Origin of the sequence: Mixta gaviniae (assembly GCF_002953195.1) — a bacterium.
GTDB lineage: Bacteria > Pseudomonadota > Gammaproteobacteria > Enterobacterales > Enterobacteriaceae > Mixta > Mixta gaviniae.
Genome location: NZ_CP026377.1, coordinates 3,426,233 through 3,449,276 on the forward strand (window position 1 = coordinate 3,426,233; position 23,044 = coordinate 3,449,276).

The 23,044-nt window shown below is 59.5% G+C and carries 20 protein-coding genes; 5 read left to right on the top strand and 15 right to left on the bottom strand.

Annotated elements, in window-relative coordinates; all coding sequences use genetic code 11:
* Positions 1-75: 75 nt before the first annotated feature.
* The gene (gene glyA / locus C2E15_RS16005) at positions 76-1,329 is read right to left on the bottom strand and encodes a serine hydroxymethyltransferase (protein ID WP_104958249.1); all 1,254 of its coding nucleotides are present in this window, start codon (positions 1,327-1,329) and stop codon (positions 76-78) included.
* A 319-nt stretch (positions 1,330-1,648) separates the two neighbouring features.
* Between glyA and hmpA the strand changes: the two genes are divergently transcribed.
* Positions 1,649-2,833, top strand: a complete 1,185-nt coding sequence (gene hmpA / locus C2E15_RS16010) for an NO-inducible flavohemoprotein (RefSeq protein WP_104958250.1) — start codon at positions 1,649-1,651, stop codon at positions 2,831-2,833.
* A 36-nt stretch (positions 2,834-2,869) separates the two neighbouring features.
* On the top strand, positions 2,870-3,562 hold the full coding sequence (locus C2E15_RS16015; RefSeq protein WP_104958251.1) for an aspartate/glutamate racemase family protein: 693 nt from the start codon (positions 2,870-2,872) through the stop codon (positions 3,560-3,562).
* Between the two features lie 155 nt (positions 3,563-3,717).
* Here C2E15_RS16015 and glnB read toward each other — a convergent pair whose 3' ends face one another.
* The 5 genes from glnB to purL form a co-directional block, all read right to left on the bottom strand.
* Positions 3,718-4,056 carry a nitrogen regulatory protein P-II gene (gene glnB, locus C2E15_RS16020; protein WP_038624670.1) on the bottom strand — a complete coding sequence of 113 codons (339 nt, stop codon included), beginning with the start codon at positions 4,054-4,056 and terminating at the stop codon, positions 3,718-3,720.
* Between the two features lie 135 nt (positions 4,057-4,191).
* Positions 4,192-5,526: a two-component system response regulator GlrR gene (gene glrR, locus C2E15_RS16025; RefSeq protein ID WP_167391919.1), complete on the bottom strand. Its 1,335-nt coding sequence runs from the start codon at positions 5,524-5,526 to the stop codon at positions 4,192-4,194.
* Positions 5,526-6,257, bottom strand: coding sequence for a two-component system QseEF-associated lipoprotein QseG (gene qseG / locus C2E15_RS16030; RefSeq protein ID WP_104958253.1), 732 nt, complete (start codon positions 6,255-6,257; stop codon positions 5,526-5,528). The genes glrR and qseG overlap by 1 nt, the downstream gene beginning before the upstream one ends.
* Before the next feature lie 5 nt (positions 6,258-6,262).
* Positions 6,263-7,687, bottom strand: a complete 1,425-nt coding sequence (locus tag C2E15_RS16035; protein ID WP_104958254.1) for a sensor histidine kinase — start codon at positions 7,685-7,687, stop codon at positions 6,263-6,265.
* 618 nt (positions 7,688-8,305) lie between these two features.
* Entirely contained in the window at positions 8,306-12,196 is a 3,891-nt protein-coding gene (gene purL / locus C2E15_RS16040; RefSeq protein ID WP_104958255.1) for a phosphoribosylformylglycinamidine synthase, read from the bottom strand.
* Between the two features lie 267 nt (positions 12,197-12,463).
* Here purL and mltF point away from each other — a divergent pair, with 267 nt between their 5' ends.
* Positions 12,464-13,921, top strand: coding sequence for a membrane-bound lytic murein transglycosylase MltF (gene mltF, locus C2E15_RS16045; protein ID WP_104958256.1), 1,458 nt, complete (start codon positions 12,464-12,466; stop codon positions 13,919-13,921).
* Here mltF and tadA read toward each other — a convergent pair.
* Together tadA and yfhb are read right to left on the bottom strand one after the other, a co-directional pair.
* On the bottom strand, positions 13,918-14,442 hold the full coding sequence (gene tadA / locus C2E15_RS16050) for a tRNA adenosine(34) deaminase TadA (RefSeq protein ID WP_104958257.1): 525 nt from the start codon (positions 14,440-14,442) through the stop codon (positions 13,918-13,920). The genes mltF and tadA overlap by 4 nt on opposite strands.
* A 58-nt stretch (positions 14,443-14,500) precedes the next feature.
* Positions 14,501-15,136, bottom strand: coding sequence for a phosphatidylglycerophosphatase C (gene yfhb / locus C2E15_RS16055; protein WP_104958258.1), 636 nt, complete (start codon positions 15,134-15,136; stop codon positions 14,501-14,503).
* Positions 15,137-15,376: 240 nt separating this feature from the next.
* On the opposite strand from yfhb, the gene C2E15_RS16060 reads away from it, so the two are divergent.
* On the top strand, positions 15,377-16,216 hold the full coding sequence (locus tag C2E15_RS16060; protein WP_104958259.1) for a MurR/RpiR family transcriptional regulator: 840 nt from the start codon (positions 15,377-15,379) through the stop codon (positions 16,214-16,216).
* Positions 16,217-16,275: 59 nt separating this feature from the next.
* A complete protein-coding gene (locus tag C2E15_RS16065; RefSeq protein WP_104958260.1) occupies positions 16,276-16,530 on the top strand; it encodes a YfhL family 4Fe-4S dicluster ferredoxin in 255 nt (84 codons plus the stop codon).
* A gap of 12 nt (positions 16,531-16,542) precedes the next feature.
* On the opposite strand, the gene acpS is transcribed toward C2E15_RS16065, so the two are convergent.
* The 7 genes from acpS to lepA all read right to left on the bottom strand — a co-directional run bounded on the left by acpS (position 16,543) and on the right by lepA (position 22,957).
* A complete protein-coding gene (acpS, locus tag C2E15_RS16070) occupies positions 16,543-16,923 on the bottom strand; it encodes a holo-ACP synthase (protein ID WP_104958261.1) in 381 nt (126 codons plus the stop codon).
* The gene (pdxJ, locus tag C2E15_RS16075) at positions 16,923-17,654 is read right to left on the bottom strand and encodes a pyridoxine 5'-phosphate synthase (protein WP_104958262.1); all 732 of its coding nucleotides are present in this window, start codon (positions 17,652-17,654) and stop codon (positions 16,923-16,925) included. The genes acpS and pdxJ overlap by 1 nt, the downstream gene beginning before the upstream one ends.
* Before the next feature lie 60 nt (positions 17,655-17,714).
* Positions 17,715-18,452 carry a DNA repair protein RecO gene (gene recO, locus C2E15_RS16080; protein WP_104958263.1) on the bottom strand — a complete coding sequence of 246 codons (738 nt, stop codon included), beginning with the start codon at positions 18,450-18,452 and terminating at the stop codon, positions 17,715-17,717.
* A 7-nt stretch (positions 18,453-18,459) separates the two neighbouring features.
* Positions 18,460-19,365, bottom strand: coding sequence for a GTPase Era (gene era, locus C2E15_RS16085; RefSeq protein ID WP_104958264.1), 906 nt, complete (start codon positions 19,363-19,365; stop codon positions 18,460-18,462).
* On the bottom strand, positions 19,362-20,042 hold the full coding sequence (rnc, locus tag C2E15_RS16090; protein ID WP_038624657.1) for a ribonuclease III: 681 nt from the start codon (positions 20,040-20,042) through the stop codon (positions 19,362-19,364). The genes era and rnc overlap by 4 nt, the downstream gene beginning before the upstream one ends.
* A 131-nt stretch (positions 20,043-20,173) precedes the next feature.
* Complete coding sequence (lepB, locus tag C2E15_RS16095) at positions 20,174-21,148, bottom strand: signal peptidase I (protein ID WP_104958265.1); 975 nt, start codon at positions 21,146-21,148, stop codon at positions 20,174-20,176.
* Between the two features lie 9 nt (positions 21,149-21,157).
* Positions 21,158-22,957: a translation elongation factor 4 gene (gene lepA, locus C2E15_RS16100; RefSeq protein WP_104958266.1), complete on the bottom strand. Its 1,800-nt coding sequence runs from the start codon at positions 22,955-22,957 to the stop codon at positions 21,158-21,160.
* Positions 22,958-23,044 lie beyond the last annotated feature (87 nt).

The window sequence follows — 23,044 nt, forward strand, 5'->3', positions numbered from 1 at the left end:
GCAATTTTGGCTGCGTAAAAACAAAAATGCCCCGTTCATAAGAACGGGGCATTTGCTTAACGCAGAGGATTATTCTCAGGCGTAAACCGGGAAACGCGCACAGATTTCGAGGACTTTCTGTTTCACGCGTTCGATATTGGCTTCGTCGTTGATATTGTCCAGCACATCGACAATCCAGCCGGCCAGTTCGCGCACTTCCGCTTCTTTAAAGCCGCGACGGGTCACGGCCGGGGTGCCGATACGGATGCCGGAGGTAACGAACGGGCTTTTCGGATCGTTCGGCACGCTGTTTTTGTTAACGGTGATGTTAGCGCGGCCTAACGCGGCGTCCGCTTCTTTACCGGTCAGGTTTTTCTCCACCAGATCCAGCAGGAACAGGTGGTTATGGGTGCCGCCGGAAACCACGTTGTAGCCGCGCGCCAGGAAGACTTCCACCATCGCTTTGGCGTTTTTCGCTACCTGCTGCTGATAGACCTTGAATTCCGGCTCCATCGCTTCTTTGAGCGCCACCGCTTTGCCTGCGATCACATGCATCAGCGGGCCGCCCTGGCCGCCAGGGAAAACGGCAGAGTTGAGCTTTTTATACAGATCTTCGTCACCGCCCTTCGCCAGGATCAGGCCACCGCGCGGACCCGCGAGGGTTTTGTGGGTGGTGGTGGTAACGATATGGGCATGCGGAACCGGGTTCGGATAGACGTCAGCGGCGATCAGGCCTGCCACGTGCGCCATATCGACAAACAGGTAAGCGCCTACGCTATCGGCGATTTCACGCATTTTCGCCCAGTCACAGACGCCGGAATAGGCGGAGAAGCCGCCAATGATCATTTTCGGCTTATGCTGCTGCGCCAGGGTAGCCAGCTCGTCGTAGTTGATTTTGCCGGTTTCATCGATGCCGTACGGCACGACGTTGTAAAGCTTGCCGGACAGGTTAACCGGCGAACCGTGCGTCAGGTGGCCGCCGTGCGCGAGGTTCATGCCCAGAATGGTGTCGCCCGGCTGCAGCAGCGCAGTGTAGACTGCGAAGTTAGCCTGCGAGCCGGAGTGCGGCTGTACGTTAGCGTAGTCAGCGCCGAACAGCGCTTTCGCGCGATCGATCGCCAACTGCTCAACGATATCGACATACTCGCAGCCGCCGTAGTAGCGTTTGCCCGGATAGCCTTCGGCATATTTATTGGTCAGCTGTGAACCTTGCGCCTGCATGACGCGCGGGCTGGTGTAGTTTTCCGAAGCAATCAGTTCAATATGCTCTTCCTGACGCACTTTCTCTTGCTCCATCGCCTGCCACAACTCGGCATCGTAATCGGCAATGTTCATCTCTCGCTTTAACATCCGCATCTCCTGACTCAGCTAACTTTTAACGGCAATTTTTAGCCCTGACGGGCGAAGGCCAACAGTGTAAACCCTTTTGCAGGGTGAAGCATAGCGTCAGGGGCGGGTTTTTACGCAAACGATTGGCTTGAGCGCTGACAAGGCCTGGGTGGCAATTTATCGCGCCAGGCGAACCGGAGAGATCTTCAGCGTCAGCTTGCAATTTTTTCATTATTATTAACAGCAACCCCCTTTATTTTTGCAGGGTTATTTACAAACGCCGGCGCCAACCATTAACATGCATATAATATACATGTTATAAGACTACCAGGAGAAGCCCATGCTTGATGCCCAAACCATCGCTACCGTTAAGTCCACCCTCCCCGCCGTCGCCGCTACCGGCCCCGCTCTTACCGCCTACTTTTACGACCGAATGTTTACCCATAACCCGGAACTGAAAGATGTGTTCAATATGAGCAACCAGCGCAACGGCGATCAGCGTCAGGCGCTGTTTGACGCCATCTGCGCTTATGGCGCGAACCTGGATAACCTGGCGGCCCTGCTGCCGGCGGTAGAGCGTATCGCGCAAAAGCACACCAGCTTCTCCGTTAAGCCTGAGCAGTATCAGATCGTCGGCAAGCATCTGCTGGCGACCATCGATGAGATGCTGCACCCGGGCGACGAAGTGCTGGAGGCCTGGGCCAAAGCGTATGGCGTGCTGGCCAATGTTTTTATTAACCGTGAAGAAGAGATCTATCACGCCAATGAAGAGAAGCCGGGCGGCTGGCGCGGTACCCGTCCTTTCCGTATCGAGGCGATCGAACAGCAGAGCGAGGTGATCAAAAGCTTTACGCTGACGCCGGTAGACGGTAAGCCGGTAGCAGACTTCCATCCTGGCCAGTATCTGGGCGTGCATGTGCAGGACCCAACCTTTGCTAACCATGAGATCCGTCAGTACTCTCTGACCCATGCGCCGAACGGGCAATACTACCGCATCGCGGTCAAACATGAGCCGCAGGGCACGGTTTCCGGCTGGATGCACGCCAACGCGAAAGTGGGCGATGTGATTAATCTGGCGGCGCCGGCGGGCGATTTCTACCTGCAGGCGGAGCCATCAATGCCGGTAACGCTGATCTCCGCAGGCGTCGGCCTGACGCCGATGTTGTCAATGCTGCACGGCCTGGCGGCGGAAAAACATCCGGCGCCGGTGACCTGGCTGCACGCGGCGGAAAACGGCTCGCTGCACGCCTTTGCGAATGAAGTCGCGCAGACCGGCGCGCAGCTGCCGCATTTCCACAGCTATACCTGGTATCGCCAGCCGCTGGATGCGGACGCCGGACGCTTTAATGCGCAGGGCACCATGGATCTCTCGGTGGTCGCCTCTGAGCTGGGCGAGGCTAACCGCCAGTTCTATCTCTGCGGGCCGGTCGGTTTTATGCAGTTTATCGCCCGTCAGCTGCTGGATAGCGGCGTGCCGAGCCAGCATATTCACTACGAGGTGTTTGGCCCGCATAAAGTGGTTTAAGCTGGTCGTCTGAACCAATGCATGCACGGGTGAGCCATGAAAACGATCGGTCTGCTGGGCGGAATGAGCTGGGAGTCAACGGCGCTTTATTACCAAATCATTAATCAAGGCGTGCAGGCGCGGCTTGGCGGCCTGCACTCCGCCAGGCTGGTGGTCTACAGCGTCGATTTTTATGAGATAGAGCGGCTGCAGGCGGCCGGTGACTGGCAAACGGCGGCTGAGAAGCTTGCCGGGGCCGCGCGTGCGCTACAGGCGGCCGGCGCGGATTTCATCGTGCTTTGCACTAACACCATGCATAAAGTCGCCCCTGCCATTGAGGCAGCGACTTCGCTGCCGCTGCTGCATATCGCCGATGCGACGGCCGGGGCGGTGAAATCGTCCGGCATGCGCAAGGTGGGCCTGCTGGGTACCCGCTTTACCATGGAGCAGCCGTTTTATAAGGCGCGTCTTGCCGAACAGCACGGCATTGAGGTGCTGGTGCCGAACGAGGCCGGACGCGAAACCGTGCATCAGATCATCTATCAGGAGCTGTGCCTGGGCCATATCAATGCCGCCTCGCGTGAAAAGTACCGGGCGGTGATGGCTGAACTGGCGGCGCGCGGCGCCGGGGCGATAATTATGGGCTGCACCGAGATTACGCTGCTGATCGGCAAAGAGGATGCAGAGGTGCCGCTGTTCGACACCACGCGCATTCACGCGGAGGCCGCCGTCGCGCTGGCATTGGCGTAAGGCAGCCGCCCGCACGTTCGGGCGGCTGCCTGCTGATTACTGACTGCTGATTACTGACTGCTGACTGCTGACTGCTGACTGCTGCAGGATAATAAAAAGCCAGCCTCTGACGGGGCTGGCTTTTTTCGGTGCCGACGGCAGCGCTGGGCGGGCGATCAGATCGCTTCTTCGTCTTCTTCGCCGGTACGGATACGCACCACGCGCGCCACGTCATACACGAAGATTTTACCATCACCGATTTTACCGGTCTGCGCGGTCTGCATAATGGTATCGACGCAGGTATCGACGATATCGTCAGCCACGACGATTTCAATTTTGACCTTCGGCAGAAAATCGACCATATACTCCGCGCCGCGGTAGAGTTCCGTATGCCCTTTCTGGCGGCCGAAACCTTTTACTTCGGTCACGGTCATTCCGGTAATGCCGACTTCAGCCAGCGCTTCGCGCACATCGTCGAGCTTGAACGGTTTGATAATTGCGTCAATCTTTTTCATAACGGACCCTTTTTCTCTCCCTCCGTGGCCGGACGGGTAATACTCAGTATACGCGCGATAGACAGCTACCGAAGCATGTCCTGTCTTTTTCGCAGGCTAAGCTACCATATCTGGCAGCGCAAGCGGCAGTAAAAACTACGCTTTAAAGTCGTTGGCATCCAGCTCATGGCGTGCCAGCAGCTTGTAGAACTCGGTGCGGTTGCGCCCCGCCAGCCGCGCCGCGTTGGTCACATTGCCCTTCGTCATCTGCAACAGCTTGCGCAGATAGTTCAGCTCAAACTGATTACGCGCTTCGACGAACGTCGGCAACGCGGTGTTCTCACCCGCCAGCGCCTGCTCTACCAGCGCCTCGCTAATGACCGGCGTTGAGGTCAACGCCACGCACTGCTCAATTACGTTAACCAGCTGACGCACATTGCCGGGCCAGCTGGCGGTCATCAGGCGTTTCATCGCATCGGTGGAGAAACTGCGCACAAAGGGCTTATGCCGCTCCGCCGACTGCCGCAGCAGATGGTTCGCCAGCAGCGGAATATCCTCCGCGCGCTCATGCAGCGCCGGGATCTTCAGGCTGACCACATTCAGGCGATAGAAAAGATCCTCGCGGAACTCCTGCTTCTCCATCGCTTTCGGCAGATCGCGGTGGGTAGCCGAAAGAATGCGCACGTCGATATCGATATCGCGGTTGCTGCCGAGCGGACGCACTTTGCGCTCCTGCAGTACGCGCAATAGCTTAACTTGCAGGGTGGGCGGCATATCGCCGATCTCATCGAGAAACAGCGTCCCCCCTTCCGCCGCCTGAAACAGCCCTTCGCGCGCGCTAACCGCGCCGGTGAACGCGCCCCTGGCGTGGCCGAACAGTTCTGACTCCAGCAGCTGCTCCGGCAGCGCGCCGCAGTTAATGGCGATAAACGGTTTGCCGGCGCGCGGGCTGGCGGCGTGGATCGCCTTCGCCAGCACCTCTTTTCCGGTGCCGCTCTGGCCATTGATCAGCACGCTAACGTCAGACTGCGCCACCATATGCGCCTGCTCCAGCAAACGCTGCATCAGCGGGCTGCGGGTGACGATCGCTTCGCGCCAGGCGTCATTGCTGGCGGGCGCACTGTGCGCCAGTGCTTCGTCAATCGCCTTATACAGCGCATCGCGATCGACCGGCTTGGTCAGAAAGCTGAAAACCCCCTGTCGGGTCGCCGATACCGCTTCCGGTATCGAGCCGTGCGCCGTAAGGATGATCACCGGCAGGCCGGGGTGAAGGCGCTGGATTTCGCCGAACAGCGCCAGGCCATCCATCTCATCCATGCGCAGATCGCTGATCACCAGGTCGACCTTCTCTTTATTTAGCTGACGCAGCGCGTCTGGCCCGCTGTCGGCGGTGGCGACCTGAAACCCTTCGCTGGTCAGACGCATACCCAGCAGCTTCAACAGCGCGGCGTCGTCGTCCACCAGCAGCAGACGGGCGGATTTACGTGGCATCATTGCGCCTCTTTTTCATTACTGTTTACTGCGGACGCCGGCGCGGAAGCGTCGGTAACGCCGTTTTCCTCGCTGTGGCTGGCCTCGGAAACGTCCGGCGATTTACGGGAAGAGAGCTGACGCTCAATATCGGTCAACGTCGACAATTTGCGACGGGTTTCCGCCAGTTCACGATTCAGCTGAGCCTGCTTATGCCGCAGGGCGTCGAGCTGATTGTCGCTCGTCTGCTGCAGATGATGATAGCGGGTGCGCGTCTCCGACAGGTCGAGCTGAGCGGCCTGATTAGCGCGCCAGAGCTGCATCAGCGGCCGCACTGACGCGGGAAAAGCGACGCTGAAGCTGTCGAGCTGGGCGATATATTGCCGACGTTCGATCGGCGTCACGTTGCCGTTATCCAGCAGGATCCCCTGCTTAAAGCTGTTTTGCCAGCCGGTGGCGGGCCAGTTATGGGCCTCGGCACGCGCCGCTATCGGCGATAGCCGCGCCGCACAATCGGTGGCGCGCAGCCAGTAGAGCGGATTACGGGTGCTGTCGTCGTCGCTAATTTGCCAAATGCGCGTGCAATCCACGGCCAGATAATCAACGATCTTGATTTCTGGCTCGGGGAGCGGCGCCGCCTGACGCGGCAGAACACTGTGCGACGGCGCCTGGCAGGCGGCGACCAGCAGCGTAGAAAACAGCGCCAGGCACCGGCCGGCGCGCCTGGCGGCAGAAAAGGTAAAGAGGATCATCGCGATTATTTCCCGACGCTCAGATTAAGTTCGATACGGAAGCAGACGTCTGCGTCTTCCGTGTGTATAAGCTGCAGATCGCCCTGCATACGCCGCAGGCAATCCTTCGCAATGCTCAGCCCCAGCCCGCTGCCTTTTACTGCGCCCTTACGCTGCTGGCGGCCCTGAAAGAAGGGTTCAAAGATCATCGTCTGCTCCGCTTCCGGGATCGGCGTGCCGGTATTGGCGACGTCAATCCATACCCGATTGCCGTGCGCCTGGGTACGAAACCAAATGGTACCGGATTCACTACCGTAATAGACAGCGTTGGAGTAGATATTATCAATGACGCGCGTCAGCAGCACCGGCTCGGCGCGGCAGGTGGCGGCGTTCAGCTCTACATGGGTCTGCATCAGCTTGGCACGCGCCGTGAGCGCATGGGCGTCAATGACGCTGTGGATGATGGGCGACAGGTCGACAGTTTCCAGCGGCTGCGGCGTATCGGCCAGCCTGCGGTTATAGTCCAGCAGCTGTTCAATCAGCCGCTGCAGATGGCGGCTACTGCCGTCGAGAATGGCGACCACCTCTTTCTGGTCTGCGGTAAGCGGGCCGGCCACTTCGTCTGCCAGCAGCTCGGTGCCTTCACGCATGCTGGCCAGCGGCGTTTTCAGTTCATGGGAGATATGGCGCAGGAATTCGTGGCGCTGCGACTCCAGCCATGCCAGGCGTTCGCTCAGCCAGAGAATGCGCTGCCCAAGCGCGCGGATTTCGCGCGGACCTTTAAAGCTGGCCATATCGCCCAGCGGACGGCCTTCGCCCAGCCGGTTGATCATGCGCTCTACGCCCTTTACCGGACCGATAATCATGCGGGTGAACAGCAGCACCAGCGCCAGCGTCACCAGAAACAGCAGCAGCGCCTGCCAGCCGAAGAATTGGCCACGTTCAGCGATCTCGCGCTGCAGCTGCAGGCCGCGGGAAAAGGCGGCTTCGCGCGTCGCCTGCACCATCGCGGCATTGGCGGCGGAAAATGCCTCCAGGTTAGCGGCGGCGGCGTTGATCGGATTACTGTTGAGGCAGTGCAACTGCTCCAGCTGCGTCAGCGTCTGGCGCAGACTTTGCCAGGCGCGCAGATCGGGCAGCACCTGGGCGTGGGCGTCCAGCATCTGCGAATAGCGCGTACGCTGCGTTTGATAAAGCCGCGCCAGCACCGGATCGCCCAGCACGCAGTATTGACGGTAGCTACGCTCCAGCTCCAGCGCGGTACGCGCCATCGCCTCGCTGCGGCGCACGTCGGTCAGCGTGGTACGGTTGGTGTCAGCCGCCTGCTGGCTCAATGCGGAGAGGCTTTCCCACGCCTGCCAGGCCAGCACCAGCAGCGGCAGCAGCACCAGCAGAAAAGCCATCAGCACCAGCTGACGCAGGGATCGGGGGAAGAGTCGCCAGTTTTTCACGCGCAGTATCCTTCAGTAAAGTGAGGTTGATGCTAGCGAACAACGGGGCGGGAGGAAAGTGCGATAAAAGCAACGCTGCGGGATGGCGCGCAAAATAAAACGGCAGAGCCGAAGCCCTGCCGTTTTAAGCGCGACGAATCCTCATCGCGCCGGGAATAGGTGGTGCCTAACTCAACGTTGCGCCCGGTGTTTGATAAAGCCGCAAGCGGCAGTTATCGGTACGTGGACGGCAGGCACCGTTTTGTGCGTCATTCTGGTTTTTTATGGAGCGCTTGACCGCGTTAGCAGGGCTGACATAAACAGGTGAATGAGCCACTGCGAGTATATTAGCAACTATTGTGCCAACTTTAAATAAAATATTTAACGTTATAATTTATAAAGACTTATTGAACAAGCGCCTCGCCAACAGCCGTGTCGGTCACCTGACAGGCCGACAAATTGTCGCCATTTAGCAACAGTCTTGCGGCTGATAATTCCATCCCTTATTTATCAATCACTTAAGTGTCTCTTTTTGGAGACACTTAAAACAGGACGTTGTCGCAATCTGGCAACGGCTGCGACAGAAACAAAAAAACCGCACCGGATACCGGTGCGGTTACAGCTTCAGGCGATGCGCAATCAGCCGAGTTGCTTACGCGCGTTACGGAAAATACGCATCCACGGGCCATCCTCGCCCCACTCCGCCGGATGCCAGGAGTTGCTGACGGTGCGGAATACGCGCTCCGGGTGCGGCATCATGATGGTGACGCGACCGTTTTCGCTGGTCAGCGCCGTGATGCCGTTCGGCGAGCCGTTAGGGTTAGCCGGATAATTTTCCGTCACCTTGCCGTGGTTATCCACGTAACGCAGCGCTACGATGCCTTTCGCTTCCAGCGCGGCGAGGTGCGCGTCGTCGCGTACTTCGACAAAGCCTTCGCCATGGGAAACGGCGATCGGCATACGCGATCCCGCCATCCCTTCCAGCAGCAGCGACGGGCTGGCCGCCACCTCGACCAGGCTAAAGCGCGCTTCAAAGCGTTCGGACTGGTTGCGGACAAAGCGCGGCCAGAGATCGCTGCCGGGGATCAGCTCGCGCAGGTTGGACATCATCTGGCAACCGTTGCAGACGCCCAGCGCCAGCGTTTGCGGACGGTGGAAGAAGGTTTCAAACTGATCGCGCACGCGGCTGTTAAACAGGATCGATTTCGCCCAGCCTTCGCCCGCGCCCAGTACGTCGCCATAGGAGAAGCCGCCGCACGCCACCAGCGCCTGCATCTCCTCCAGCCCGATACGACCAGCCAGCAGATCGCTCATATGCACATCCACCGCATCGAAACCGGCGCGGTGGAAAGCGGCCGCCATTTCGACATGGGAGTTAACGCCCTGCTCGCGCAGCACCGCGACTTTAGGACGCGCGCCGGTGGCGATAAAGGGCGCGGCAATGTCTTCCTGCGGCGGGAAAGTCAGGTGAACGTTAAGGCCCGGATCGCTCTCCTCTTTTTTCGCCGCATGCTCCTGATCGGCGCAGGTCGGGTTATCGCGCAGGCGCTGCATCTGCCAGGTGGTTTCCGCCCACCAGACGCGCAGCGTGGTGCGGTTTTCGCTGTAGATCGCCCGGTCGCCTGAACGCAGGGTGAAGCGATCGCCCGGCAGCGCTTTGCCGAGATAGTGTACGCAGTCGCTCAGGCCATGTGCCCCTAACAGCGCCTCGACCGCCGCGCGATCCTGTGCCGCCACCTGAATGACCGCGCCCAGCTCTTCATTGAACAGGGCCGCCAGCGCATCCTCGCCCAGCGCGGCGATATCAGCGTCGATGCCGCAGTGGCCGGCGAAGGCCATCTCAGCCAGGGTCACCAGCAGGCCGCCGTCGGAACGATCGTGGTAGGCCAGCAGTTTACCCGCGCTGACCAGCGCCTGCATGGCGTTAAAGAAGCCCGCCAGCTGCTGCACGTCGCGCACGTCGGCCGGCTTATCGCCCAGCTGACGGAAGACTTGCGCCAGCGCGGTGGCGCCCAGCGCGTTATGGCCTTTGCCGAGATCGATCAGCAGCAGCGCGTTATCCTGTTCCGGCCGCAGCTGCGGCGTAACGGTGCGGCGCACATCTTCAACACGCGCAAAGGCGGTGATCACCAGCGACAGCGGCGCGGTGATTTCGCGCTGTTCGTCGCCCTGCTGCCAGCGGGTTTTCATCGACATGGAGTCTTTACCCACCGGAATGGTCAGACCCAGCGCCGGGCAAAGCTCTTCGCCCACCGCTTTTACCGCCTCGTAAAGACCGGCATCTTCGCCTGGATGGCCGGCAGCGGCCATCCAGTTGGCGGAGAGCTTAACGCGTTTCAGCGCGCCGATATCGGTCGCCGCCAGGTTGGTCAGCGCCTCGCCGACCGCCAAACGCGCCGAGGCGGCGAAATCGAGCAGCGCCACCGGCGCGCGCTCGCCCAGCGAGAAGGCTTCGCCGTGGTAGCTGTCAAGGCTGGCGGTGGTGACCGCGCAGTTGGCCACCGGCACCTGCCACGGCCCGACCATCTGATCGCGTGCCACCATGCCGGTGACGGTGCGGTCGCCGATGGTGATCAGGAAGGTTTTTTCCGCCACGGTCGGCAGATGCAGCACACGCTTCACCGCCTCTTCCAGCGTCATACCGTCGCGCGCCAGCGCTTCGCCCTGCGCCTGCTGGCGACGCACGTCGCGCGTCATCTTCGGCGTTTTGCCCAGCAGCACGTCCAGCGGCATGTCGATCGGCTGGTTGTCGAAGTGGCTGTCGGAGAGCGTCAGGTGCTGCTCTTCCGTCGCTTCGCCAATCACCGCATAGGGCGCGCGCTCGCGCTGGCAGAGACGATCGAACAGCGCCAGCTTATCCGGCGCCACCGCCAGCACATAGCGCTCCTGCGATTCGTTACACCAGACTTCCAGCGGGCTCATGCCCGGCTCATCGTTAAGGATGTCGCGCAGGTTAAAGCGGCCGCCACGGCCGCCGTCGCTCACCAGCTCCGGCATGGCGTTCGACAGGCCGCCGGCGCCGACATCGTGAATAAACAGAATCGGGTTCTGTTCGCCCAGCTGCCAGCAGCGGTCGATCACTTCCTGACAGCGGCGCTCCATTTCCGGGTTGTCGCGCTGTACCGATGCGAAATCGAGATCGGCGTCGGACTGACCGGAGGTCATTGAAGAGGCGGCGCCGCCGCCCAGACCGATGTTCATCGCCGGGCCGCCCAGCACGATCAGCTTCGCGCCGACGCTGATTTCGCCCTTCTGCACATGATCGGCGCGGATGTTGCCGATGCCGCCCGCCAGCATAATCGGTTTATGGTAGCCGCGCAGCTCGCTGCCATTGTGGCTGTTAACCCGCTCCTCATAGGTGCGGAAATAGCCGTTCAGCGCCGGACGGCCGAATTCGTTATTGAACGCCGCGCCGCCCAGCGGGCCTTCGGTCATGATATCCAGCGCGCTGACGATACGCGCCGGCTTGCCGAAATCTTCTTCCCACGGCTGCTCAAAGCCCGGGATGCGCAGGTTAGAGACGGAGAAGCCCACCAGGCCTGCTTTCGGCTTGGCGCCGCGTCCGGTAGCGCCCTCATCGCGGATCTCGCCGCCGGAGCCGGTCGCCGCCCCCGGCCACGGCGAAATCGCCGTCGGGTGGTTATGGGTTTCTACTTTCATCAGGATATGAGTCGGCTCCTGATGGAAATCGTAAACGCCCTGCTGCGCGTCAGCGTAGAAACGGCCCACTTCGGAACCTTCCATTACCGCCGCGTTGTCTTTATAGGCTGACAGCACGTAATCGGGCGTCTGCGCGAAGGTGTTCTTGATCATTTTGAACAGGGATTTCGGCTGCGCTACGCCGTCGATCACCCAGTCCGCGTTGAAGATTTTATGGCGGCAGTGTTCGGAGTTCGCCTGAGCGAACATATACAGCTCGATATCGTTCGGGTTGCGCCCCAGTTTTTCAAACGCCGCCAGCAGGTAGTCGATCTCGTCATCGGCCAGCGCCAGGCCCAGCTTCTGATTGGCCTGCTCCAATGCACTGCGCCCCTGCGTCAGGATATCCACGCTTTGCAGCGGCTGCGGCGCCTGCTGGACGAAAAGCTGCTCCGCCTCATTCAGGTCGCCATACACGCTCTCCATCATGCGGTCATGCAGCAGCGCGGCCAGCTGGTGCCACTGGGCGTCGGTCAGCTGCGGCGCCTGTACGTAAAAGGCCAGGCCGCGCTCCAGACGGCGCACCTGCGCCAGATCGCAGTTGTGGGCGATATCGGTCGCTTTAGAAGACCAGGGGGAGATGGTGCCGGGACGCGGCGTCACCAGCAGCAGACGCCCTTGCGGCGCATGTTCGGCGAGAGAAGGGCCATATTTCAGCAGACGCTGCAGGCGGGACTTTTCTTCTGCGTTCAGCGGTGCGCTGACATCGGCAAAATGGACATACTCGGCGTAAATATCACTCACCGGCAGGTGAGCGTCCTGAAAACGGGTCAGCAGTTTGTTTACACGAAATGCCGACAGGGCGGGCGAACCACGCAGAATTTCCATCATTAAGATCTCTCGTCTTCGAAGCGCCGGAGGACGCTTCTTTGGGCGCAACAGGGAAAACGGGCGATATTATAAAGAAACGGGCCGCCTAACGAAACCGTTTGCGCGGAAATTTCCGCGCTGCGAAATAGCCTGAAAATTGCGCAAATCTTGCTATTGGAGTTGCTCTGCGCCGCGTTGTTGCGCAAAATGCCCCACGCTCTGGGATTTAATAGATAACAAACGCTGCCCGAAGAGACAGAGGCCTGAGAGCCACCGAGAGATAACTATTTGAAACGCCTGAAAATTAATTATCTGCTAGTCGGGTTGATTACCGTGCTGCTGGCGGTAGCGCTCTGGCCGACCATTCCCTGGTACGGCGCAGCGCAAGACAAGATTGCGCAGATAAAATCGCGGGGAGTGCTGCGAATTAGCACCATTAATTCCCCGCTTACTTACTACACCAGCAACAACGCACCGGCCGGAATGGATTATGAGCTGGCGAAGCGTTTCGCCGATTACCTGGGCGTGAAACTGCAGGTCAACGTTCGGCAAAACCTGAACGACCTGTTTGACGATCTGGATGACGGCAACGCCGATCTGCTTGCCGCCGGGCTGATTTACAACAGCGAACGGCTGGCGCGCTTTCGCACCGGCCCCAGCTACTATTCCGTTTCGCAGCAGCTGGTCTACCGCATCGGCACGCCGCGGCCCAAAAACCTCGGCAACCTCAAAGGCCGCCTGACGGTCGCTTCCGGCTCCGCCTATATGTCGACGCTGCGTAATATCAAAGAGAACCAATATCCCGATCTCGACTGGGCGATCTCGACCGATCAGGGCCCGAAAGCGCTGCTGGAAGCGGTTGCCGACGGCCAGCTCGATTACACCATCGGCGATTCGGTCACTATTGGCCTGCTGCAGCGCATTCATCCGCAGCTGGCGGTGGCGTTCGATATCACCGACGAAGAGCCGGTCACCTGGTATATGCAGCGCGAAGAGGATGACAGCCTGAACGCGGCGATGCTCGATTTCTTCAGTCAGATGGAAGAAGAAGGCGCGATGGCACGGCTGGAGGAGAAGTATCTCGGCCACGTCGGCGCCTTTGACTATGTCGATACCCGCACTTTCCTGCGCGCTATCGACGATATTCTGCCCGATATCCGCCCGCTGTTCGAACGCTACGCCGCGCAGATCGACTGGCGTCTGCTGGCTGCCATCTCTTATCAGGAGTCGCACTGGAATCCGCAGGCAACCTCCCCTACCGGCGTGCGCGGCCTGATGATGCTGACGCGCAATACCGCAGATAGCCTGCAGGTGGCGGATCGCCTCGATCCGGAGCAGAGCATTCGTGGCGGCAGCGAATATCTGCAGCGCATGATGGAGAAAGTGCCTGCATCGGTGCCGGAGGATGAGCGCATCTGGTTTGCGCTGGCCTCCTACAATATGGGCTACGCCCATATGCTGGACGCGCGCAAGCTGACGGAAAAACAGGGCGGCAACCCGGACAGCTGGGCAGACGTTAAGCTGCGCCTGCCGATGCTGAGCCAGAAGCGCTATTACAGCCAGACCGCCTACGGCTATGCGCGCGGTCATGAGGCTTATAACTACGTGGAAAACATCCGCAAGTATCAGCTCAGCCTGGTCGGCTACCTGCAGGAGCAGGAGAAGAAGCTGGCCCAGCGTAAGACGCTGGAAGCGACGTTAGGAGAAGGCTATCCGGCGGTCGCACCCGATATCGCCATGAACTAAGCGGCGCTGCCCGGCGTCGCGCCCTGCTCTGCGGCACGCTGCGCCTGACGCTGCGCCCGCTTCTGCTCGCGGCGCATGCGGAAAAAATCGCTGAGCATTGCGGCGCACTCTTCCGCCAGCACGCCCTGCTCCACTTTAACCTGATGGTTCATGCCGGGGTGCCCCAGAATATCCACCAGCGATCCGGCGGCGCCGGTTTTCTCATCGCGTGCGCCGAACACCAGCCGGCCGATGCGGCTGTGAACAATCGCGCCGGCGCACATAATGCACGGCTCCAGCGTGACATAGAGGGTGGTATCCAGCAGACGGTAGTTTTCCAGCGCCTTGCCGCCCTCGCGCAGCGCCATCATCTCCGCATGTGCAGTGGGATCGTGCTGGCCTATCGGCCGGTTCCACCCTTCGCCGATCACCTTGTCGCCCTGCACCAGCACCGCCCCGACCGGAACCTCGCCCTGCTCACGCGCCCGACGCGCCAGCTGTAATGCATGGCGCATCCAGTATTCATCACTCGTTTCGCTCACGGAACTCTCCAGCGGAAAATGCGGCTGGCATTATAACCAAACCTGTGGGGAGACAAAATTATTCCAGCTGTTGCAGCTCGCCCTGCGGCGTCACGCGCCAGCGGTGCTGACAGAAAAACAGCAGCGGGTTGTCCTGTTTACTGTCACTGTAGCCGCTGTAGAGCTGCAGCGGCGTGCCGATCTGCTCTTCCAGCTGCGCCACTTTTTCATGGCCCAGGCAGCGCAAACTGAGAATGCGTCCGCCCCAGGCGCGCTCCATCTGACTGGCGATCAGCTTAACGCGTGGCAGGAAGGCGGAGTCGTAATAGACCTGCTCCACCAGCGGCTGCGGCGAACCGGTGATCAGCCAGACATCGGCGTCATTGCTGCTCAGGTAATCGGTCAGCCGCTGCTGCACCACCGGGAACGCCACCACCCGCTGACGGAACCAGCGCGCAAAACTCGCCTCGCGGCGCTGCAGCGCCGCTTCGCTATGCCCGAAGGTGATCGACCAGAGTAGCAGGCTCATCGGCCAGCGCGCCGCACGTCCTTTGATCAGCAGTCCCATTCCCACTACCGGCAGCAGCGGCACTACCAGCAGCAGGTTCAGCGGCTGCCGCCACAGCAGATAGCGCATAAAAGTACCGAACATATCCTGCTGATGTAAGGTGCCGTCCAGATCGAAAAACACTACCCGTCGTTGCGAATCCGCCATTAAACCGTTCTCCTTCATCAACCTTTCGCTTCAGCATTCATTAGTGTAGACAGTAGCAGCAATGGCTGGCTAACGGCAGCCTCATCGTAATGTGATTTGTCATCGCGGGTGATCCGCGTTATACAATTAGAGAATCAATGTCTTATGCTTACTCTTCAGGGAGTAAGCGGCTCAGGCAGCAGGCCGCGCGATTACCGCCCCGCCTCCCTTATCGGGCAATAACCATCTGAAGGAGCCGCCATGAGCGCCCTGTTACGCATTCGCCAGCTCTATCCGGGGCTGGCGCTGAATGAGCGTCGGCTGGCCGACTACCTGTTGGCGCAGCCCGGCCACGCCTGCCAGCTCAGCTCGCCACGCCTGGCGCTGGAAGCGGGCGTCAGCCAGTCGAGCGTGGTGAAGTTCGCGCAAAAGCTGGGCTATAAAGGTTTTCCGGCGCTGAAGCTGGCGTTAAGCGAATCGCTGCGGGCGAAAGACGCGATTACGGTGCATAACCATATTTTGAGCGGCGATCCGCTGAAGGTGGTGGGTGAAAAGCTGTTCACGGAAAAGGTCTCCGCTATTCGCGCCACGCTGGATATCAATAGCGAAGAGAAGCTGATGGAGACGCTTAATTTGATTAAGCGCGCCGGCCGCATCGTGCTGGTGGGCATCGGCGCCTCCGGGCTGGTGGCGAAAGATTTTTCCTGGAAGCTGATGAAGATCGGCATCAGCGCCGTCGCTGAGCAGGATATGCACGCGCTGCTGGCCAGCGTCCAGGCGCTGCGCGACGGCGATCTGCTGCTGGCGATCTCATACAGCGGCGAGCGCCGCGAGATCAATCTCGCCGCGCAGGAGGCGGCACGCGTCGGTGCCTGGGTGCTGGCCTTTACCGGTTTTACACCCAATACGCTGCAGCAGTGCGCCACCCACTGCCTTTATACCGTTGCGGAAGAGCAAAGCACGCGCAGCGCCGCTATCTCGTCGACCTCCGCGCAGCTGGCGCTTACCGACCTGCTGTTTATGGCGCTGGTGCAGCAGGATGCCGAGCGCGCCTCCAGCTATATTCGGCACAGCGAGGCGCTGGTAAAAAAACTGGTATGAGCTGTTGACGGGCGTATAATGGCCGCGCTTCAGGCTATTCAGGCGGGACCGGGGACATTATGGCGTTACTGATTACTAAAAAATGTATTAACTGCGATATGTGCGAACCGGAGTGCCCCAACCAGGCGATATCGATGGGCGATGAGATCTACGTTATCGACCCCTGGCTCTGCACCGAGTGCGTGGGGCACTATGATACCCCGACCTGCCAGAGCGTCTGCCCCATCGACAATACTATCGTTGCCGATCCGGCGCACAGCGAAAACCGCGACCAACTGTGGGAAAAGTTTGTGCTGATCCACCACGCGGTATGAGGCGTCGCCGCCTCACCCTTCGATAATGACCGTCGCGCAGGCGTAGTGCCGCTCATCCGCCAGCGTGACGTGGACATGACGCACGCCCAGCTTTGCCGCCAGATCGGCCGCCTGCAGGAAAAAGCGTAGCTCTGGCTTGCCCAGCGCATCGTTATAAACTTCAAACTGATTAAACGCCAGACCGCCGCGAATGCCGGTGCCGAACGCTTTGGCCGCCGCCTCTTTCACCGCAAAGCGTTTCGCCAGAAAACGCACCGGCTGCTGGTGAGACTGATACTGACGCCATTCGTTTTCGCTCAGCACGCGGCGCGCCAGCCGATCGCCCGAACGGGAGATCACCCCTTCGATGCGATCGATTTCAACGATATCGGTGCCGAGACCAAGGATAGCCATTAGCGGCGCGCTTCCCGCATCAGCAGCTTCATCTCTTTCACCGCCTCGGCCAGCCCGCTCATCAGCGCACGCCCGATAATCGCATGGCCGATATTCAGCTCGTGCATTTCCGGCAGTGCAGCGATCGGCAGCACGTTATGGTAGGTGAGACCGTGGCCGGCGTTAACCTTCAGCCCTTTCGCGGCAGCCCAGGTGGCCGCGTGCGCGATGCGCGCCAGCTCGGCGTCGCGCGCGTCGCCCGCTTCCGCTTCGGCGTATGCGCCAGTATGAATTTCGATGTAAGGCGCGCCCACCGCCGCCGCGGCATCAATCTGCCGTTCGTCGGCGTCGATAAACAGCGAGGTCAGAATACCCGCTGCGTTAAGACGCTGCACCGCCGCGCTGATTTTTTCCTGCTGTCCCGCCACGTCCAGGCCGCCTTCGGTGGTGACCTCCTGACGTTTTTCCGGCACCAGGCAGCAGAAGTGCGGCTTCAGCTCGCAGGCGATCGCCAGCATCTCTTCCGTCACCGCCATCTCCAGGTTCATGCGCGTCTCAATGGTCTGGCGCAGCAGACGCACGTCGCGATCGGTAATGTGGCGGCGATCTTCGCGCAGGTGGACGGTGATGCCGTCAGCGCCCGCCTGCTCGGCGACGAAAGCCGCCTGCACCGGATCGGGATAGTGGGTGCCGCGCGCGTTGCGCACCGTGGCGATATGATCGATATTGACGCCTAATAACAACTCAGCCATGACAGTCCTCAGAATGTTGCAGTTATGCAGGCAGCGCCACGCCTCCGGCGCGCGCTGGGTTTATTCCTGATTATTTTCCGGTGCGTCCGCGCGTTTCTTCGGGATGAACTGACGGAACAGCTCCTGACTTTTTAACGGTTTGCCGCCCAGCCACGGCTTCAGCGCCATACGGGTGAAGCGTTTTGCGGCGCGCAGCGTATCGCCGTCGGGGAATTCGCGCTCATAGAGGGCACGTAACTGCCGTCCGGTAAAGCTACGCTGGTTGACCACCATGCTGGCGATAAAGCCTTTCTCTTCACGAAAGCTATAGGTCATGCCATCTTCCACATCTTCGCCGGTGCCGGCGCAGTGCAGAAAATCGACGCCGTAACCCATGTGGCCCAGCAGCGCCAGCTCAAAGCGGCGCAGAGCCGGTTCCGGGCTGCCGTTGGCTTCGGCCAGAGACTGGATACAGTGAAGGTAATCGAAGAAGAGTTCAGGAAAGGGCGTCTCGTGCTGCAGCACGCGCGCCAGCAGCTCGTTGACGTAAAGCCCGCAGTAGAGGGCGGTGCCGCTCAGCGGCAACGCCAGCGAGACCGCTTCAACGTTGCGCAGCGTTTTGACTTCGCCGCGTCCGCCCCAGCGCACCAGCAGCGGCGTGAAAGGCTGCAGCGCCCCCTTAAGATGGGAGCGCTTCGAGCGCGCGCCTTTGGAGATAACGCGCACTCGTCCATGATTTTCCGTAAAGAGATCCAGCATCAGGCTGGTTTCGCTCCACGGCCGGCCATGGAGAACAAAAGCGCGCTGCCAGCCTTCCATTCAGCAATCAGAGATCGTCAACGTAGCCCAGGCTACGCAGCGCACGCTCGTCGTCTGCCCAGCCGGACTTCACTTTGACCCACAGCTCAAGATGCACTTTCATCTCGAACAGCTCTTCCATATCCTTACGGGCTTCGATGCCGATGGTTTTGATCTTGGCGCCTTTATTGCCGATCACCATCTTTTTCTGGCCTTCGCGCTCTACCAGAATCAGACCGTTGATATCGTAGCCGCCGCGCTCGTTGGTGACAAACTGCTCGATTTCTACCGTCACTGAATAGGGCAGCTCGGCGCCCAGGAAGCGCATCAGTTTTTCACGAATGATTTCCGACGCCATAAAGCGCTGCGAGCGGTCAGTAATGTAATCTTCCGGGAAATGATGCTCCGCTACCGGCAGGCGCTTACGCACGATGCTGGCAATGGTATCGACGTTCTTGCCGCTTTCCGCGGAGATCGGCACCACATCCATAAAGTCCATCTGCTGGCTGAGGAACTGCATATGCGGCAGCAGGATCGACTTGTCAGTAATGTTGTCGACCTTGTTGATTGCCAGCAGAACCGGCACTTTGTTCTCTTTCAGCTTGTTAACGACCATTTCGTCGTCCGCTGTCCAGCGCGTGCCTTCCACCACAAAGATGATCAGCTCAACGTCGCCGATTGAGCTGCTGGCGGCGCGGTTCATCAGGCGGTTGATCGCCCGCTTCTCTTCGATATGCAGGCCGGGGGTATCGACGTAGATCGCCTGATACGCGCCTTCCGTATGGATGCCCATAATGCGGTGGCGCGTGGTTTGCGGTTTACGCGAGGTAATGGAAACCTTCTGCCCCAGCAGCTGGTTCAGCAGCGTCGATTTTCCAACGTTCGGGCGGCCGACAATCGCAATAAAGCCGCAGTGCATCTCTTGTTCGCTCATTCGAGTCCTAACTTAATCAGCGCCTGTTCGGCCGCTGCCTGTTCAGCTTTGCGACGGCTCGACCCGGTGCCCACCACCGGCTCCGCCATGCCGCTCACCTGACAGTGAATGGTAAATTCCTGGTCATGCGCTTCGCCACGCACCTGCACCACCAGATAGGAGGGCAGCGGCAGATGACGACCCTGCAGATACTCCTGCAGACGCGTTTTTGGATCTTTCTGTTTGTCACCCGGGCTGATCTGATCCAGACGGCTCTGATACCAGCTGAGGATCAGCCTTTCCACCGTTTGAATATCGCTGTCGAGGAACACGCCGCCGATCAACGCTTCTACGGTATCGGCCAGGATCGATTCGCGACGGAAGCCGCCGCTTTTCAGTTCGCCCGGCCCCAGACGCAGGCATTCGCCTAAATCAAACTCGCGCGCCATCTCCGCCAGCGTATTGCCGCGCACCAGCGTCGCACGCATGCGGCTCATATCGCCCTCGTCCACACGCGGAAAGCGGTGATAAAGCGCGTTAGCAATAACAAAGCTCAGGATGGAATCGCCGAGAAACTCCAGACGCTCGTTGTGTTTACTGCTGGCACTCCGGTGGGTTAATGCCTGTTGCAGTAGTTCCTGATGAGTAAAAGTGTAGCCCAGCTTTCGCTGAAGCTTATTAATGAGGATGGGATTCATGCGATACCAATTTCAACAATGCGTCAATTATGCTGCATACGAAACAGGGCTGACGACGGTCAACGCTAAACAGTTTCGTTTGCAGTGGCCTCCCGCACGCGGGAGGCCATCCGTTTTACAGGCGGTCCGGATCAGTGGATGCCGCCAATACGACTCAGGCGAACGCCGGTAGGCCATTCCCCTTCTTGCTTCTCAAAGCTCATCCAGATGGCGGTCGCCTTGCCAACCAGATTTTTTTCCGGCACGAAGCCCCAATAACGGCTGTCAGCGCTGTTATCGCGGTTATCGCCCATCATAAAGTAGTGTCCGGCAGGCACGACCCAGCTCGCCTGCGGCTGCCCCGGCTGCTGATAATACATGCTGGCCTGACTTTGCGCCTCAGTTACCAGTAAAATATTGTGGGTAACGTCACCCAGCGTTTCTTTACGGGCCGCCAGACGCAGGCCGCCGCGCATGGTTTCACCCTGCGGCACCTGCCAGAAGCCGTTGCCCGACTCATTGCCGTCGAAACCGCTAAAGGTTTGAATAAAGTTGCTCGGCGCCACGTCGGAATAGGTGATTGGCAGCGCTTTGTCGCAGGCTCTGCCGCTCTCGCATGCCGGGTTTACCGTCAGCGTTTTATTCAGCGGATCATAGGTCACACGGTCGCCCGGCAGACCAATAACACGTTTGATATAGTCAAGGCTCGGATCCTTCGGATATTTAAACACCGCGATATCGCCGCGCGCCGGATGCCCGGTCGGGATCAGCGTGGTCTGGGTGATCGGATCTTTAATCCCGTAGGCGAACTTCTCCACCACGATAAAATCGCCAATCAGCAGCGTCGGCATCATCGAGCCGGATGGGATCTGGAACGGCTCGTAAATAAACGAGCGCACCACAAACACCACCGCCAGTACCGGAAACACCGAGGCGGCCGTTTCCACCCAGCCCGGCTGCTTCGCCACTTTCGTCAGCGTGGCGTTATCCAGCGTGCCGCCGGTTTGCGCCTGCGCCTGAGCCTGCTGCGCGCGCCGCGCCGGCGCCCATTTGAAGCGGTCGACACACCAGATGATGCCGGTGACCAGCGTCGCTATCGCCAGTATCAGGGCGAACATGTTAGCCATCAGTTATCCTTACTTGCCATCTTTGCCCACGTGCAGAATGGCGAGGAACGCTTCCTGCGGCAGTTCGACGTTGCCGACCTGCTTCATGCGTTTCTTACCATCTTTCTGCTTCTGCAACAGCTTTTTCTTACGACTTACGTCGCCGCCGTAGCATTTCGCGAGTACGTTTTTACGCAGCTGCTTAACCGTTGAACGGGCGATAATGTGGTTGCCGATCGCCGCCTGGATAGCGATATCAAACTGCTGGCGCGGGATCAGCTCTTTCATCTTCTCAACCAGATCGCGACCGCGGTACGGCGCGTTATCGCGGTGAGTGATCAGCGCCAGCGCATCGACGCGCTCGGAGTTAATCAGTACGTCCACTCGCACCATGTCAGACGCCTGGAAGCGCTTGAAGTTGTAATCCAGCGAGGCGTAGCCGCGCGAGGTCGACTTCAGGCGATCGAAGAAATCCAGCACCACTTCCGCCATCGGGATTTCATAGGTCAGCGCTACCTGATTGCCGTGATAAACCATGTTGGTCTGCACGCCGCGCTTCTCAATGCACAGGGTGATAACGTTGCCCAGGTACTCCTGCGGCAGCAGCATATGACACTCTGCAATCGGCTCGCGCAGCTCGTTGATATTGTTCAACGGCGGCAGCTTGGAGGGGCTATCGACGTAGACAATCTCTCCGCCGGTGGTTTCCACTTCATAAACTACGGTCGGCGCAGTGGTGATCAAGTCGAGATCGTATTCACGCTCCAGACGCTCCTGAATGATCTCCATATGCAGCAGACCCAGGAAGCCGCAGCGGAAACCAAAGCCCAACGCCGTTGAGCTTTCCGGCTCATAGAACAGCGAGGCGTCATTCAGGCTCAGCTTGCCCAGCGCGTCGCGAAACGCTTCATAATCATCGGAGCTGATCGGGAAAAGGCCGGCATAAACCTGCGGCTTCACTTTCTTAAAGCCCGGCAGCGCTTTATCCGCCGGCATTCTGGCGCCGGTCAGAGTATCGCCCACCGGCGCGCCGAGGATGTCTTTAATGGCGCACACCAGCCAGCCTACTTCGCCGCAGTTAAGCGCATCGCGATCGACCTGCTTCGGCGTGAAGATGCCGAGACGGTCGGCGTTGTAGACCTGACCGGTACTCATCACTTTGATCTTTTCGCCCTTGCGCAGCGTGCCGTTTTTGATGCGCACCAGCGAGACGACGCCCAGGTAGTTATCGAACCAGGAGTCGATGATCAGCGCCTGCAGCGGCCCGTTCGGGTCGCCTTCCGGCGGCGGAATGTCGCGCACCAGACGCTCCAGCACGTCGGGTACGCCAATGCCGGTTTTCGCCGAGCAGCGTACCGCGTCGGTAGCATCGATGCCGACAATATCTTCAATTTCCTGCGCAACGCGATCGGGATCGGCGGCCGGCAGATCGATTTTGTTCAGTACCGGCACCACTTCCAGATCCATTTCCATGGCGGTATAGCAGTTAGCCAGCGTCTGCGCTTCCACGCCCTGCCCTGCATCTACCACCAGCAGCGCACCTTCGCAGGCGGCAAGAGAACGCGAAACTTCATAAGAGAAGTCCACGTGGCCTGGGGTATCGATAAAATTGAGCTGGTAAGTTTCGCCGTTCGGCGCTTTGTAATCGAGCGTCACGCTCTGCGCTTTGATGGTGATGCCACGCTCGCGCTCCAGATCCATTGAGTCCAGAACCTGCGCAGCCATTTCACGATCGGTTAAGCCGCCGCAAATCTGGATCAGACGATCTGATAACGTTGATTTGCCGTGGTCAATATGCGCGATGATCGAAAAGTTTCTTATATGCTTCATTATGGAGGTTATTCTGCCTTACAAATGCTGAAACTCTCGCGATGCAACCTCAGGAGAGCGTGTAATATCACAGGCGGAGACGGCCCG

Excerpts from the sequence above, each read along its gene's own strand:
- lepA (WP_104958266.1), bottom strand. The coding sequence starts at position 22,957 with ATGAAGCATATAAGAAACTTTTCGATCATCGCGCATATTGACCACGGC.
- pdxJ (WP_104958262.1), bottom strand. The coding sequence starts at position 17,654 with ATGGCTGAGTTGTTATTAGGCGTCAATATCGATCATATCGCCACGGTG.
- glnB (WP_038624670.1), bottom strand. The coding sequence starts at position 4,056 with ATGAAAAAGATTGACGCAATTATCAAACCGTTCAAGCTCGACGATGTG.
- recO (WP_104958263.1), bottom strand. The coding sequence starts at position 18,452 with ATGGAAGGCTGGCAGCGCGCTTTTGTTCTCCATGGCCGGCCGTGGAGC.
- C2E15_RS16015 (WP_104958251.1), top strand. The coding sequence starts at position 2,870 with ATGAAAACGATCGGTCTGCTGGGCGGAATGAGCTGGGAGTCAACGGCG.
- purL (WP_104958255.1), bottom strand. The coding sequence starts at position 12,196 with ATGATGGAAATTCTGCGTGGTTCGCCCGCCCTGTCGGCATTTCGTGTA.
- acpS (WP_104958261.1), bottom strand. The coding sequence starts at position 16,923 with ATGGCTATCCTTGGTCTCGGCACCGATATCGTTGAAATCGATCGCATC.
- C2E15_RS16065 (WP_104958260.1), top strand. The coding sequence starts at position 16,276 with ATGGCGTTACTGATTACTAAAAAATGTATTAACTGCGATATGTGCGAA.
- C2E15_RS16060 (WP_104958259.1), top strand. The coding sequence starts at position 15,377 with ATGAGCGCCCTGTTACGCATTCGCCAGCTCTATCCGGGGCTGGCGCTG.
- yfhb (WP_104958258.1), bottom strand. The coding sequence starts at position 15,136 with ATGGCGGATTCGCAACGACGGGTAGTGTTTTTCGATCTGGACGGCACC.
- glyA (WP_104958249.1), bottom strand. The coding sequence starts at position 1,329 with ATGTTAAAGCGAGAGATGAACATTGCCGATTACGATGCCGAGTTGTGG.
- era (WP_104958264.1), bottom strand. The coding sequence starts at position 19,365 with ATGAGCGAACAAGAGATGCACTGCGGCTTTATTGCGATTGTCGGCCGC.
- glrR (WP_167391919.1), bottom strand. The coding sequence starts at position 5,526 with ATGCCACGTAAATCCGCCCGTCTGCTGCTGGTGGACGACGACGCCGCG.
- lepB (WP_104958265.1), bottom strand. The coding sequence starts at position 21,148 with ATGGCTAACATGTTCGCCCTGATACTGGCGATAGCGACGCTGGTCACC.
- rnc (WP_038624657.1), bottom strand. The coding sequence starts at position 20,042 with ATGAATCCCATCCTCATTAATAAGCTTCAGCGAAAGCTGGGCTACACT.
- qseG (WP_104958253.1), bottom strand. The coding sequence starts at position 6,257 with ATGATCCTCTTTACCTTTTCTGCCGCCAGGCGCGCCGGCCGGTGCCTG.
- hmpA (WP_104958250.1), top strand. The coding sequence starts at position 1,649 with ATGCTTGATGCCCAAACCATCGCTACCGTTAAGTCCACCCTCCCCGCC.